Source organism: Streptomyces spirodelae (assembly GCF_017676385.1).
GTDB lineage: Bacteria > Actinomycetota > Actinomycetes > Streptomycetales > Streptomycetaceae > Streptomyces > Streptomyces spirodelae.
The window spans coordinates 295,824-309,442 of the sequence record NZ_JAFFZN010000003.1 but is presented as its reverse complement, the minus strand read 5'-3'; the positions used below and the strand labels follow the sequence as shown (position 1 = coordinate 309,442).

Below are 13,619 nucleotides of genomic sequence, written 5' to 3'. Positions count from 1 at the left end.
CTCACCCCCAGTTTCCGGTGGGCTGGTATCCGTGGGCGGCCAGCTCCTGCGTACAGGAGACCGGCGCGTGTGCCAGTAGCCGCCCGTCGGGTGCCTCGGCGAAGACCTCGCTGGAGAGCACCCGGCCGTCCACGCCGTTGATCTCCCGTACGGACGTCACCGAGCGGGACAGCCGCCCGCCGCTGGCGAAGGCGTTGCGGCGCTCGATGAAGACGACGAAGTTGATGGCCCCCGCGATCAGCATCTGGGTGGCCTCGATGGGCAGCCGTTCGTTCGCCTGGAGCGCGTAGGTGGAGATGCGGTTGAAGACCTCGCTGGAGCTGTTGGCGTGGATCGTGGACAGCGAGCCGTCGTTGCCCTGGGACATGGCGTTGAGCATGGTGACGATCTCGTCGCCGAGCACCTCACCGACGATCACCCGGGAGGGGTTCATCCGCAGCGAGCGGCGGACCAGTTCGGCCATGCTGATGGTGCCCTGGCCCTCGGAGTTGGGCAGCCGCTCCTCGAACGCGACCACATTGGGGTGCAGTTCGGGGAACTGGTCCAGGCCCAGCTCCAGCGCACGCTCGACGGTGATCAGCCGCTCGTGCGGCGGGATCTCGTTGGCGAGGGCGCGTAGCAGCGTCGTCTTACCGGCGTTCGTCGCACCCGCGATCATGATGTTCTTGCGGGCCCGCACCGCCGCCGTCAGAAAGCTGCCCAGCTCCGGAGTGAGCGTCCCGTTGCCCACCAGGTCGGAGACGAAGACCTTGCCCATCCTGGCGCGCCGGATGGACAGCGCGGGGCGCCTGGTGACATCCATGACGGCCGACAGCCGGGAGCCGTCGGGCAGCCGCAGGTCCAGCTGCGGATTGGCGGAGTCGAACGGGCGGGAGGACAGACCCGAGTAGGCGCCGAGGATCTGGATCAGCTCGATCAGCTCCTCGTCCGACTCGGCGACCGGCTCGCCGCGCACCTCGCGACCGTCGGCGTAGCCGACGAACACCTGGTCGTAGCCGTTGACGTCGATGTTCTCGACCTCGGGGTCGTCCAACAGCGGCTGGAGCCGCCCCACGCCGAACAGCGCGGCGTGCACGGCCGCCGCGTACGCCTCCTCCGACTGGGCGTCCAGCGGGGTGCGCCCGGAGGTGATCTCGGAGCGCGCGTGCTCCTCCAGGATCTGCGCGATCACCGCGCGGGCGAACTGCCGCTCGTCCTCGGTGGTCATCGGTGCCACACCGGACGCCTGGTCTATTCGCCGCTGCTCGGCGATCCGGTCCCCGGCCTCCTGCCGGAACCGCTTCACCAGTTGGTGGTCGACCATGCTCGCACTCATGAGGCAGCCCCCTCATCCCGCGGCTGCTCCCCGCTGCGCTGCTCCCCGCTGCCGGGAAGCGGCACCGGCGGGGTGGGAGCGGGTGCGGGCGTCGGCGGCCTGCGCCGCCCGCGGAGTCCCTTGAGCCCGCCACCCATCCCCCGTGCGGGCTCCCGCTCCCCGGGACGGCCCTGCGCGGAGCCGTCCGGTGTGGCCGCCTGTGCCGACGGGGCCTGTACGGGAGGCAGCGCACCCGGCGTCCTGGGACGCGGCCCCTCCACGGGCAGCGTTGAGGGCCCGGCCGTGACTTGGGGACCGGTCCCGGTTGTGGCCTGGGGGCCGGTCGCGGCCTGGGGGCCGGTCGCGGCCTGCGGACCGGTGGCGGCCTGCGGACCGGTCGCGCCCTGCGGGCGGGTCGCTGCCTGTGGGCCCCGCGTCGGGTACGGGGACCCGGCGGGTGGCGGTCCCTGTCGAGGCGGCCCCTGTGGCGGGGGCGCCGTCGGGCCGGGCGCCGTACCGGGCGGGTGCGTCGGGCCGGGTGCCGGGCCGGGCCGGTCGGCCGGGCCGAGGCGGTCCGTCGGGGGGTGCGGGGTCGAGGTGGCGGACGCCCAGGCCGCACCGTACTGCTGGTGCAGATCGGTGGCGATCTTGCGTACCGAGCGGACGAGGAGCGAGCGATCGACGCGCCCGCGGCGGCGGCCCGCCAACTGTTCGGCTCCCAGCGCGTCGTGGGCGAGCACGCCCATCACCTGGGCACCGGCCCGGGAGGCCACCAGCATGTCGTTGACCTGGCCCGCCACCTTCGCGGCGCCCTGCGCCTGGCAGACCAGCAGCACGCCCAGCAGCGGCTGGGCGAGCGGCGTCATCCCGCGGCCCGCGCCGTGCAGCCGGTTGGCGAGCGCCAGGGCGCGGTCCCGTACGCGGGCGATCTGCTCCGGCTCGTCCCGTGCGACCAGCAGTACCAGCGCGGCGTGCGGGAAGAGCGCGACCGAGGCGGCCTCGGGGCCGATGCGCCCGCAGTCGGCGATGACGTCGGCGGCCAACTGCGGGTGCGGGGAGTCGCCGAGGGTCGCGAAGGCGCGGCCCAGGGTGTCCCACTGCCCGGCCAGCCCCGCGGACTGTTCGGCGTTGCCGAGCCCGACGAGCACTTCGAGCCCTCCGGAGAGCCGCTGCGCGTGGTCCCACAGCTGTTCGGGGGCGAGTCCTCTGCGCGCCGTGGCGGCGAGCGAGAGCAGCCCTGTGTTGGGGTCCAGCGGACGGCCGTCCGTGGCGGGGCTGCGGTAGACGAGGTCGCCGCCCGCGGTGTCCATTTCGGCCAGCAGCGCGCGGCGCGGCCACACCGCCGAGAGGGCGACGGCGGCCGTGGTGACCCCCGGTGCCCCTTTGTCGGCGGCGAGTGCGATCAGCGCCATCCGGCTACGCCTTTCCTTGATGTCCGTGTTGTGTCGTCCCTGCCGTGGTGCCCCTCGTCGCTGTGCTGCCACAGCCGCTGCCATAGCCGACGACGATGCTCCGCGGTGGACGGTTCCACGGTGCGTCCCCGGCGGCCACGGTCACGGCGTACTCGTCCGCGCGGCCGCCGCCGGGTCGGCGCGGGTGTGCCGCGTCAGCTTCCGGCGTCGGGGTCGAGGACGAGGGAGACTTCCCCGTTGGACGCGGCCGCTGTCAGCTCCGCCGCGTCGCTCTTGTCGACGACGACGGAGACGGGGAGGTTGCCGCTGGAGGCGAGGGAGTCGTCCGAACCGGACTTGATCGACTGGACCTTGGCGCCCTCGGCGATCGTCGCGTTCCCCGCCGAGCCGCTGCCGCGGTCCCTCCCGCTGCCCGAGTCGTCCCCGGAGCCGTCGCTGCCGCCCGAGGACGTCTCGCGGCCCACGCGGTAGGCGGAGACCGTGTCGCCCTCCTTGAGGCGCGGCGGGTACTGGCCGCTCTTGAGCGAGAGCCCCACCACGGCCTTGCCGGGGCCCAGGCCCTTCTCCTTGGTGAGCATGCTGCCCACCAGCACGGTGCCGTCGACGAGGTCGGTGGCCGAGCGGTACTTCTTGAGCAGTCCGCGCTGGTCCCAGCGCACGTACTTGATGTCGCTGTCCTCGGCGACCAGCACCGATTCGATGGCCGAGTCCGGGATCGGCTGCCCCCGCGGTACCCGCTTGGTCAGGGCGACGGCCTCGACGCGGTCGCCCGCGCGCATCACCAGGACGGTCGCCCCGAGCGCGCCGAGCAGGACGAGGAGGACGGCCAGCGCGGCCAGCGCCGGCTTGCGTTCGCGTGGCGGGGACGGCAGCCGGTCCCCGGCCGGTGCGGTGAGTGCCGCCCCGCGACCGACCCCGGCGGAGCTCCGCTCCTGGGTCTTCACCTCACCACCCCCGTGTTGTGGTCATTCCCCGTTTTCAGATCTTGGTACGTCTCACGTCGTGTCACGTCGAGAAACCTGCCCCCTGCCGCCATGCCGCACCCGCCATGCCGGACATACCCCCGCGTACCGACAGGCCACCGCGCCATGTAGATCCCGGGCACAGTATCAACACCCCCCGACCCCCTCAAGGCGCATCCGAAGGCCCCCGGAAGCCGAAGGTCCGGGACCGCCGGAGCCGGAATCAGGGGCCTCGGCGGCCCGGGAGAAGCCCCAGGCGAACGCCGGAAGAACGGCGGAGGAACACCGGACGGGCCGGCCGCGCCGATGCCCGCACCGCACCCCGGCGGAGCCCCAGGCGGTGCGGTTCCCGGTTGTTCGAGTACGGTGTCAGAAAGGCGTCAAGATCGCGCCGAGTTCGTTACAGGTGTGCCGGGAAGTCTGGTCGGCGGTACGGGGCCCTCCCCGTATCCCTGTACGCGCCGATCCGGGGAGCCGCCCATGACACCGCCCGCCGCAGACGAGGGCCGCACCGCCGCAGACGGCCACGACAAGCAGCAGGACCAGCGACAAGGCCAGCGACAGAACCAACAGGGCGAGGTCGGCGCCTCGCTGTTCGCCCGCCCCTCGGCACGGGAGCGCAAGCTGCTCGCGGACGCGCTGCGCACCGAGACCGTCGGTGGCACGGTACTGCTGCTCGCCGCCGTGGTGGCGCTGATATGGGCGAACACCCCGCTCGCACATCTGTACGAGACTGTGCGGTCCTTCCACTTCGGCATCCCGGCGCTGGGCCTCGATCTGTCCGTCGAGCACTGGGCCTCGGACGGCATCCTGACGATCTTCTTCTTCGTCGCCGGTATCGAACTGAAACGCGAGCTGACCGTCGGCGAACTACGCCGCCCGGCCGCGGCGGCGCTCCCCGTGGTGGCGGCGGCGAGCGGCATGGTCGTACCGGCGCTCTGCTACGTCGTGGTGAACCTGCTCGACCACGGCAATCTCAACGGCTGGGCCGTTCCGATGGCCACCGACATCGCGTTCGCACTCGGCGTGCTCGCGGTGATCGGCACCAACCTGCCCTCCGGAATCCGCGCCTTCCTGCTCACCCTGGCCATCGTCGACGACCTGGGCGCGATCCTCGTCATCGCCGTCTTCTACACCTCCACCCTCAACTGGGCGGCCTTCGCCGGTGCGATGGCCGGGCTGGTGCTCTTCCGAGTCCTCCACGTCAACCTGCGGCTGCGCGGCTGGTACGTGTACGTGCCACTGGGCGTGGTCGTCTGGGCACTGATGTACAACAGCGGCGTACACGCCACCATCGCGGGCGTCGCGATGGGTCTGCTGCTGCGAGTGAAGCCCGACGATCCGGACGACCCGGAGAGCGTCTCCCCCGCCGAGCGCATCGAACACCTGGTCCGACCGCTCTCGGCGGGCTTCGCCGTGCCCGTCTTCGCCCTGTTCGCCGCGGGTGTCGGCGTCTCGGCCTCGGCACTGAGCGAGACCTTCAGGCAACCCGAGGCGCTCGGCGTCATGCTGGGCCTGTTCGCCGGCAAGTTCATCGGAATCTTCGGCGGCACCTATCTGGCGGCCCGCTTCACCCGGGCGCGGCTCAGCTCGGACCTGGCCTGGGCCGATGTGGCCGGGGTCGCGATGCTCGCGGGGATCGGCTTCACGGTCTCCCTGCTGGTGGCCGAGCTCGCCTTCGAGGGCGCCGCCGTCACCGAGCACACCAAGGCCGCCGTCCTGCTCGGTTCGGTGCTCTCCGCGCTGGTGGCGTGTGTGCTGCTGAAGCTGCGGGACGCGAAGTACCGCGCGCTGTGGGAGGAGGAGACCCGGGACGAGGACCGGGACTCCATACCGGACATAGATCAGGAACTGGACCCGGTCCGCCGTCCCGCGGAAGCCGCCCGGCGCGCCCGCGAGCAGGAGCGGGGCAGGGAAACCGATTGACCAGCGGCAGCGCCTCATTAGGCTCAGCCGCATGAACGAAGCACAGCGCGTGGCCAAGGAACTGCGCGAACGGGGAGCGAACGGGGAGATCCGCGAGTTCTCCGCACCCGTGCCCACGGCCGCTGCGGCGGCCGAACAGCTCGGGTGCGAGGTGGGCGCGATCGCCAACAGCCTGGTGTTCGCCATCGACGGCGAACCGCTGCTGGTGGTCACCAGCGGCGCGCACCGGGTGGACACCGGGCTCGTGGCCGCGCTGCTCGGCGTGGGCAAGAGGAAGGTCCGGCGGGCGAGCCCCGAGTTCGTCAGCGAGACGACGGGGCAGCAGGTGGGCGGGGTGGCCCCGCTCGGGCACGGGAAGCCGCTGCGCACCCTGATCGACGTACGGCTCGGGGAACACGACGTGGTCTGGGCCGGAGGCGGCGACGAGTACACCATGTTCGCCACCGATTTCGACGAGCTGGTGCGCCTGACGGACGGCCTGGCGGCACAGGTGGGCGCCTGAGGGAGGCACGGGCCCGAGGGAGCCGGGGTCGGAGCCGGGCGGCGCGTGGGTCAGCGTGCCGGGCCGAGGGTCAGGCGCAGGAAGCGCGGCCGGTAGTAGGCCACGTTCCGCTGAATGGCACCGCCCGCGTCCAGCACGTTGACGTCGTAACTGATCAGTAGGCCCTTCCCCGCTCCCGCCCCCGCCCCGAACTCCGGATGGCCCTGCGGGTTGTACGGCACAGCGCCGACGCCTGCCGCGCCCTGCGGCAGCGGCGGCTTCGCCACCCGCCCTGGCCCGTGCCAGGGGCCGGTCGGCGTGCACGCCCAGTACGAGACGATGTCGGTGACCCCGCCGCCGTCCGGAGCCCCGGCGTCCATGGTCAGCAGCAGCCAGCTGTCCCCGTGCCGTACGACCGAGTAGGTGCCGGTCGCGCCGCGCTGCACGGTCTTGCCGACGAGTATTGGCTCGGAGCGCTCGGGGTCGTCCTGCCAGCCGCCACCCACGCCTCCCCCGTGCCCCTTCCCGACCCCTTCCCCGGAATCTCCGGATTCCTCGGACTCCCCGGACTCCCCGGACTCCCCGGATTGTCCGGACTCTCCGGAGTCCTCTTCTTCGGAGCCTGCCCAGAACTGCCATGCGTCGGCGTCGTCCAGCCTTCCCCGGGGCGCGCGGGCCAGGTGCGCCCGGGACGCCTCGCCGTCCACGCTGCCCTCGTCGGCACCGAAGATGTAGGTCCAGTCGCCTTGGGTGACCGCCGAGGTGCCGTACAGGACGCGCCGCTCGATCTCCCCGTGGCGCGGGCGGTGGATCGGCTCGATGCCCTCCAGCCGCAGGCCGGGCAGTGACAGGGTCGCCACCTGGGAGGCCCGGGGCACCCCGAAGATCCAGGGCGGCCGACCGGCCTCGCGCTGCCACAGCAGCACCCGCACCACCTTTTCGGATGAACCCGGCCGGCGCGGTTCCACCACCGCTTGCACCGGCCACCGCCACACCTCGCGCCCGTCGGCGGTCGCGGTTCCCGGGAAGAGAGCGGCGGGGCGCATCCCGGTGCCGCCGAGCAGCGTCCGCTCGAACCGACCGTCCCTGGACATCACCAGCGCCGCGTTGCGCACCCAGACGGGGTTGGGCTTACGGCCCCGTACGCCGGGCGCCTGGTCGAGCACCTGGTCGAGAAAGGTGTCGGCGGACAGCCACAGGGTCCGGCCGTCCGGGAGCCGCACCGAGCGGGTGCCGTCCCCGCCCGTCCAGTCGTCGAACCGCGCGTTGTCGTCGCCGTACCGGGCCAGCTCCCGCGTCATCCGCTCATCGGTACGCCAGCCGGTCACCTTCGCCCCGGAACAGCGCTTGGTGCGCTGCTCGCCGTTCGGCACCGCGAGCGCCACCCCCACCAGCACCAGCCCGGCCAGCGCCCCGGCGCCGAGCCGCCGCCGGCTGCCGCGGAGCAGTCCCGCGCCCCGACTCCCACTCCCCTGGCCCGCCATCGGCCACAGGCTAGTGCGTGTACCGTCGCCCGACACCGGCCCCAGGGCCTGGTGTTGTCGGTGCCGCCCCCTAGAGTACTGGGCACGAGTCTGGAGAAGCGCGAGGCTTGGCACACGAGGCTCGGAGAGGCGCGGCTCGGAGAGGCGAGTGGGGCTCGACGCGAACGGGGGCGGGAAGATGGCGAGGACGGCCCAGGGCAACCAGCGGGCCGCGAACGGCGCGGACGCCGTGGACGGCGCCAGCGGCGCGGATGGCGCCAGCGGCGGGGACGGCGTCGACTCCCCGGACGACGCCGCGTACGCCGCTGCCCTCATACGGGCAGAGCTCGCGCCCCGCGAACTGTGGGCGCGTGTCGCGCTGATCGTCGGACTGTGCGTGGGCTGTGGCTTCCTGGCCTCCGGGATCTACGACTACACGCATGTGGGCCGCCCCAAGGGCCTGGCCGCCAACCTCTCGCTGGGTATCGGAGCCGCGCTCCTTCCGACGGCGCTCGCGCTGCTGCTGCCGCTGCGCGGCAGGAGCCGCGACCGGCACCGGCTGATAGAGCTGTACGGAGCGCCCGAGTACCGGAGCGGCAGCGAGGCCGAACGGGCGCTGCGCGGACGGCGGGCCGGCTGGTGGACGGTCTGCGTCATCGCGCTGTCCCTGGCTTTCATCTTCCTGGCGACGGCGCTCACCGAGGCGTTCTCCTCCGACCCGTACGAGGAGCCCGACCCCACGATCTACGGCTCCTCGCTGGCGTGGGCCGCCATCCTGACGGCCGGTGGCTGCGCGGGCATCGCCAAGGTCCGACGCTACCGGCCGCGCGGCACACCGGGCGGCGGACTCGGGAGCGGGATGGGCACCACTGCGCGCCGCACGGGACGGCCGACGCCCACCTCCCCCCGCGCGAGGCTGTACGCGCGGCTCGGTTCCCGGCCCGCGGCCCCGCACCGGCTCAGTACCCGGCTGGACGCCCGCGTCCAGCGGCTCTCCCGGCCCGCAGCCGTGGCGCTGGCGACGGCCGCGACGCTGGTGGGCTGCGCGCTGGCGGGCGCCATCATGCTGGTGCCCCGGTACGTGGGCGGCGGCAGACCGCTGTTCTGGACACTGCTGGTGGTCACGGCGCTCTATCTGCTCGGGCTGCTGCTGGAGTTGACGTACTACGGTCCGCGCCGCCGCTATCTGCTGCTCGTCATCTTCGCGGGCATCGCGCTCTTCCCGGTCTCCGGGTACGGCTACTCCACCTCGGTGCTGGTGGAGCGCGGTGAGTGGGTGCGGGTCGAGATGACCGAGGTGCACCACCACGCCAAGGGCGGGCCGACCTGCGACCTGCGCCCGCTGACCAGGGGCGCGGTGGTCGAGAACGACAACCTGACCATCTCGTGCGACGAGGACGAGGCGGGCGACACCCTGCGCGTGTTCGCCGACCCGCGGGGCGAGGTGCGACCGCGCCGCTCCCAGCCGAGCGACCTGACGAGCTTCTACGTCGGCTGGGGCATCGCGAGCACCGTGCTGGTGGGGTGCGCCGTCGGCGCCGCGCTCTACGGCCACCGGCGCCGCAGGGAGCTGGGCCTGAACACGACGGAAGGGGAGAGCAGATGACGACCGGACCCCAGGGCGCCGCACCGCAGGACGCCGCACCGGCGGACCCGGCGGACTCCCCCTCCCCCACCGAGAGTGCCCCGGCCCCCACCCACCCCGTCTACCCCGACCTGGCGGGCAAGGTGGCAGTGGTCACCGGCGGTTCCAGGGGAATCGGCGCCGAGACCGGGCGGGCGCTGGCGGCCCAGGGCGTCGCCGTGTGCCTGGTGGGACGCGACCGGCCGGCGCTGTTCGAGGTCGCCGACGGTATCGGCAAGGCGGGCGGCACCGCGATCGGTGTCGTCGCCGATGTGACCGACGCGGGGGCGCTCGACCGGGTGGCCGAGCGGGTCGCCGCCGAGCTGGGCCCCGTCGACATCCTCGCCGCCTTCGCGGGCGGCCAGGGCGCGCCCACCCCCACGCAGGAGCTGACCGAGGAACGCTGGCGCCAGGTCCTCGACACCGATCTGACCTCCGCCTTCCTCACCATCCGCGCGTTCCTGCCCGGCATGGTCGAACGGTTCACCGGCAGCATTCTCACCATGTCCTCGGCCGCCGGCCGCCAGCCCGGTCAGGCCAACCTCGCCTACGGTGTCGCCAACGCGGGCCTGACCATGCTCACCCGCCAGCTCGCCACCGAGCTGGGTCCGCAGGGCATCCGCGTCAACTGCCTGGCACCCACCACGGTCCGCACCGAGAAGGTCGCCGCCAACATGTCCAAGGAGCTCCAGCACAAGGCCGCCCTCCGGCACCCACTGCGCCGCCTCGCGGACCCGGCCGACGTCGCCTCGACGGCCGTGTTCCTCGCCTCCGAGGCCGCCGGCTATCTGACGGGTGTCACCTTGGACGTGGCGGGCGGCCGGATCACCAACTAGAACTTCGCCGTCCGTTCACCTGGCCAACCCCCTGGTGCGCGCCCGCAGCTAGCGCCGGGCGGATTCGATGACCGAGGTCCCGATGATTCGATTCGAGGAGTGGACCTTGTCCTCATCACTGTCCCGAAGAGATGTACTCCGCACCAGCGCGTTCGGCGGACTGGGCATCGTGGTCGCCGGCAGCCTGGACGCCATCGCGGCCCCCGCTGCCGCGGCGGTCACCCGCCGTGCCGGTGGCTACGGCAAGCTGGTCCCCGACCCGGCGGGACTGCTGTCCCTGCCGGAGGGGTTCAGCTACCGGATCGTCGCCGAGACCGGTGTGACGAAGCTGGAGAGCGGCGAGCCCACGCCGTCCGACCCCGACGGCACCGCCTGCTTCGCCCGCAGCGGTGGCCAGGGCTTCGTGCTGGTCAACAACCATGAGAACAGTGGCAAAGAGGCCCACCTCGTGCCGCCGCTGCCGGGCCTGACCTACGACCCGGGCGCCGGCGGCGGCACCACCAACATCGTGGTCGACGCCGACGGCAAGCGGGTGGGCGAGTATGTGAGCCTGGCCGGTACGCACAACAACTGCGCCGGTGGCCGCACCCCGTGGAACACCTGGCTGACCTGCGAGGAGACCGAGCAGCGGGCCGGTGGCGGCTACCAGAAGGACCACGGCTACGTCTTCGAGGTCGACGCCTTCGACCGCGAGGCCAACGCCGAGCCGGTGCCGCTGAAGTTCCTGGGCCGCTACTCGCACGAGGCCGTCGCCGTCGATCCCCGTGGCCCCATCTACCTCACGGAGGACGCCAATGGCCCGCACGGCCTCTACTACCGGTGGACGCCGCCGAAGAACTACCGTCCCGACAAGGGCGCACTGCGAGCCCTCGCCCTCTCCGAGGGCGGCGACACCGCGGGCCGCCTCCAGGCCATGAGCTGCTTCAAGGGCAGCCGGCACATCGCCGATCTGTCCGAGGCCACCCGGACGGGCACCCGCTACAACGTCAAGTGGGTCGACGTACCCGACCGCGACGCCGCAGACACCTCGGCCCGCAAGCAGTTCAAGCCCGGCCAGGTGACCGGCAGCCGCAAGCTGGAGGGCGCCTACTGGGCCGACGGCGGCGCCTACTTCGTCGCCAGCTTCGCCCGCAGCGACGACGGCAGCGCCAACGAGCACGACGGCCAGGTCTGGTTCTACGACCCGGCATCGGAGACGGTGACGCTGAAGACGATCTTCGGCGTCAACCCCGACCCCGACGCCGACACCCACTACGACGGCCCCGACAACATCGTGGTCGACCCGCACGGCGGCCTGATCCTCGCCGAGGACGGCGACGGCATCCAGCACCTCGTCGGCGTCACCGCCGAGGGCAGGGCCTATCCACTGGCCCGCAACGACCTCAACGACAGCGAGTTCACCGGTCCGACCTTCAGCGACGACGGCCGCATCCTCTTCGCCAACATCCAGTCCCCCGGCCACGTCTTCGCCATCACCGGCCCCTGGGACCGCCGGCGCCGGTAGGCACCTGCTACCCGGTCGCCCTCTCCCGGCAGCCGTGAGCGTGCGGCCGGCCCACAACCGGCCGCACGCCCGCACGCTCATGGCCGCTGCCGAGGTGCGCTCCTCGACTTGAAGTCCGCAACGCCTTTGTCAGCCGCACTTAGTGGGCCGGCGCGGGTGTGGTGGGTGAAGCGCTGCTCGGAGGTGAACCCGAGCAGCGCCTGACTCACCGGCTTTTCACGCCTGCTTTCGATAGGTGCGGAATGCACGCGTGGACAGCAGGCCCATGACGAGGGCGGCCATCGCGAGCCGGCCCAGGTGCACCCAGACCGTGGTCCAGTCGGTGTGGGTGCCCATCGAATCCCGGGCCGCGACGACTGCCCATTCCACGGGGTTGTAGTCGGCGACGCCCCCGACCCAGCCCGGCGCGAGGCCGAGGTCCATCACGGCCGAGCTGAGGAACATCAGCGGAAGCGTGGTGAATTGGGAGATCGCGATGAGTGTCGCCTGCTGGCGGGTCAGCAGCGCCACTGCGTTGGACAGCGCCGAGAAGGTCAGAGTCAGCAGCACCGCGGCGAGCAGGGTGATGCCGACACCGGCGACGCCCCCGAGAAAGCGGGCACCGGCGGCCACGGCGATGATGACGATGATCACGCTTTGGATGAGCGTCTGAATCGCCTGGTAGGTCATGGTCGCGATCATCATGGCGCCCCGGCTGGCGGGGGAGGTGAGCATTCGGTCCATCACGCCGCGGTCGATGTCCTGTAGGTAGGTCGTTCCCGCCCACGCGCTCGCGAACAGCGCGGTCATCATGACCACGCCCGGCGTGAGGAACTCCAGGAAGCCTCCGCCTGCGTGCGTGAATCCCGGCAGGTCCACCACCGAGCTGAACAGCTGTCCGAACAGCAGCAGCCAGATCACCGGCTGCACCAGGCCGATGACGAGGAAGGCCGGCATCCTCCGGAGAACGCGCATCAGCCGGCCGGTCAGAAATGCAGCGTGCGTGAGCACGGTCAGTGGACGCGGTTTGGTGAAGTGGTCGTGTGCGGTGGTCACTTCGGCACCTCCAGCGCCTTCGGGGCTGCGTCGGCGTCGAAGCTGTGGCCGGTGTGTCGCAGGTAGACGTCATCGAGAGAGGGCCGGGCCAGCGTCGCGGAGGTCACGGCCATGCCCGCTTCCTCGAGGGCGGCCAGTACGGGTGGCAACGCCCGGGCGCCGTCATCGGTTCGGCCTCGGAGGGTGCTCCCGTCCATGGTGACGTCCCGCAGCCCTGGCACTGTGCGCAGGACCGCAAACGCCCTGCTGTCGGCCTGGCGCAACTCGATGTGCACCGCATCACCGCGCAGGCCGCTCTTGAGTTCGTTCGGGGTGCCGACGGCGACCACCGTTCCGTGGTCGACGATCGCCAGCCGATCAGCGAGGTGATCGGCCTCCTCCAGATAGTGCGTCGTCAACAGCACCGTCATCTGCTCTCCCCTGGCCATCCGCGCGATCTCGGCCCACATCTCGCTACGCGCGTGGGGGTCGAGCCCGGTCGTCGGTTCGTCGAGGAAGAGCACCTGGGGACGGTGCATCAATCCGAGCGCGACGTCGAGCTTGCGCGCCATACCGCCCGAGTAGGTCCGCACCAGCCGGTTCGCGGCGTCGGCCAGGCCGAACCTGTTGAGGAGTTCGCGGGCGCGCGCCATGGCATCCCGGCGGGACATTCCGTGCAGTCGTCCGGCGAGCAGCAGGTTCTCGGTCGCGGTGCCCATCGGGTCCGTGCCGGACTTCTGCGACACGTGCCCGATCACCCGGCGCACTTGATCCGGCCGCGCCGCCGCCTCGATCCCGGCCACCCGAGCCGAGCCCGAGTCGGCGGCCGAGAGCGTCGAGAGGATCTTCACCGTGGTCGACTTTCCGGCCCCGTTCGGACCGAGCAGCCCGAACACGGTTCCCTTCGACGCGGAGAAGCTCAGCCCACGCAACGCCGTGATGCGCGGCTTGTTCCTGCCGGCGGGATAACTCTTGACCAGATCGACGGCTTCCACAGCCGGATCTGCCACGTGGGCAGCACCCATCGTCACACCTCTTGTCAGGACTTGGTGTGACTCTCACCTTCCTGGTGTCACCGGGACACGAGGAGGCGCGGTGGCGAG

At 71.9% G+C, this 13,619-nt stretch carries 11 protein-coding genes; 5 read left to right on the top strand and 6 right to left on the bottom strand.

What is annotated here, in order from left to right; all coding sequences use genetic code 11:
* Position 1: 1 nt before the first annotated feature.
* The 3 genes from JW592_RS05550 to JW592_RS05540 all read right to left on the bottom strand — a co-directional run bounded on the left by JW592_RS05550 (position 2) and on the right by JW592_RS05540 (position 3,650).
* A complete protein-coding gene (locus tag JW592_RS05550; RefSeq protein ID WP_209263725.1) occupies positions 2-1,315 on the bottom strand; it encodes a TadA family conjugal transfer-associated ATPase in 1,314 nt (437 codons plus the stop codon).
* Positions 1,312-2,706: a hypothetical protein gene (locus JW592_RS33535; RefSeq protein ID WP_209263724.1), complete on the bottom strand. Its 1,395-nt coding sequence runs from the start codon at positions 2,704-2,706 to the stop codon at positions 1,312-1,314. Before JW592_RS33535 ends, JW592_RS05550 begins: the two co-directional genes overlap by 4 nt.
* A gap of 194 nt (positions 2,707-2,900) precedes the next feature.
* Entirely contained in the window at positions 2,901-3,650 is a 750-nt protein-coding gene (locus JW592_RS05540; protein ID WP_209263723.1) for a hypothetical protein, read from the bottom strand.
* A 498-nt stretch (positions 3,651-4,148) separates the two neighbouring features.
* Here JW592_RS05540 and nhaA point away from each other — a divergent pair, with 498 nt between their 5' ends.
* The gene (nhaA, locus tag JW592_RS05535; RefSeq protein WP_229375210.1) at positions 4,149-5,594 is read left to right on the top strand and encodes a Na+/H+ antiporter NhaA; all 1,446 of its coding nucleotides are present in this window, start codon (positions 4,149-4,151) and stop codon (positions 5,592-5,594) included.
* A gap of 31 nt (positions 5,595-5,625) precedes the next feature.
* Positions 5,626-6,096 (top strand): YbaK/EbsC family protein, encoded by a 471-nt coding sequence (locus JW592_RS05530; protein ID WP_209263722.1) that lies wholly within the window; start codon positions 5,626-5,628, stop codon positions 6,094-6,096.
* Between the two features lie 50 nt (positions 6,097-6,146).
* Here JW592_RS05530 and JW592_RS05525 read toward each other — a convergent pair whose 3' ends face one another.
* A complete protein-coding gene (locus tag JW592_RS05525) occupies positions 6,147-7,559 on the bottom strand; it encodes a DUF5005 domain-containing protein (RefSeq protein ID WP_209263721.1) in 1,413 nt (470 codons plus the stop codon).
* Between the two features lie 148 nt (positions 7,560-7,707).
* Here JW592_RS05525 and JW592_RS05520 point away from each other — a divergent pair, with 148 nt between their 5' ends.
* From JW592_RS05520 to JW592_RS05510, 3 genes are all read left to right on the top strand, one after another.
* Positions 7,708-9,144, top strand: coding sequence for a hypothetical protein (locus JW592_RS05520; RefSeq protein ID WP_307805298.1), 1,437 nt, complete (start codon positions 7,708-7,710; stop codon positions 9,142-9,144).
* Complete coding sequence (locus JW592_RS05515; protein ID WP_209263720.1) at positions 9,141-9,998, top strand: SDR family NAD(P)-dependent oxidoreductase; 858 nt, start codon at positions 9,141-9,143, stop codon at positions 9,996-9,998. Before JW592_RS05520 ends, JW592_RS05515 begins: the two co-directional genes overlap by 4 nt.
* A 106-nt stretch (positions 9,999-10,104) precedes the next feature.
* Positions 10,105-11,502 carry an alkaline phosphatase PhoX gene (locus JW592_RS05510; protein ID WP_229375209.1) on the top strand — a complete coding sequence of 466 codons (1,398 nt, stop codon included), beginning with the start codon at positions 10,105-10,107 and terminating at the stop codon, positions 11,500-11,502.
* A gap of 216 nt (positions 11,503-11,718) precedes the next feature.
* Here JW592_RS05510 and JW592_RS05505 read toward each other — a convergent pair whose 3' ends face one another.
* Together JW592_RS05505 and JW592_RS05500 are read right to left on the bottom strand one after the other, a co-directional pair.
* Positions 11,719-12,537, bottom strand: coding sequence for an ABC transporter permease (locus tag JW592_RS05505; protein WP_307805297.1), 819 nt, complete (start codon positions 12,535-12,537; stop codon positions 11,719-11,721).
* Positions 12,534-13,541: an ATP-binding cassette domain-containing protein gene (locus tag JW592_RS05500; protein WP_209263718.1), complete on the bottom strand. Its 1,008-nt coding sequence runs from the start codon at positions 13,539-13,541 to the stop codon at positions 12,534-12,536. Before JW592_RS05500 ends, JW592_RS05505 begins: the two co-directional genes overlap by 4 nt.
* Between the last annotated feature and the right edge of the window lie 78 nt (positions 13,542-13,619).

Coding starts and splice junctions, on each gene's coding strand:
- JW592_RS05500 (WP_209263718.1), bottom strand. CDS start 13,541: ATGGGTGCTGCCCACGTGGCAGATCCGGCTGTGGAAGCCGTCGATCTG.
- JW592_RS33535 (WP_209263724.1), bottom strand. CDS start 2,706: ATGGCGCTGATCGCACTCGCCGCCGACAAAGGGGCACCGGGGGTCACC.
- JW592_RS05530 (WP_209263722.1), top strand. CDS start 5,626: ATGAACGAAGCACAGCGCGTGGCCAAGGAACTGCGCGAACGGGGAGCG.
- nhaA (WP_229375210.1), top strand. CDS start 4,149: ATGACACCGCCCGCCGCAGACGAGGGCCGCACCGCCGCAGACGGCCAC.
- JW592_RS05525 (WP_209263721.1), bottom strand. CDS start 7,559: ATGGCGGGCCAGGGGAGTGGGAGTCGGGGCGCGGGACTGCTCCGCGGC.
- JW592_RS05550 (WP_209263725.1), bottom strand. CDS start 1,315: ATGAGTGCGAGCATGGTCGACCACCAACTGGTGAAGCGGTTCCGGCAG.
- JW592_RS05515 (WP_209263720.1), top strand. CDS start 9,141: ATGACGACCGGACCCCAGGGCGCCGCACCGCAGGACGCCGCACCGGCG.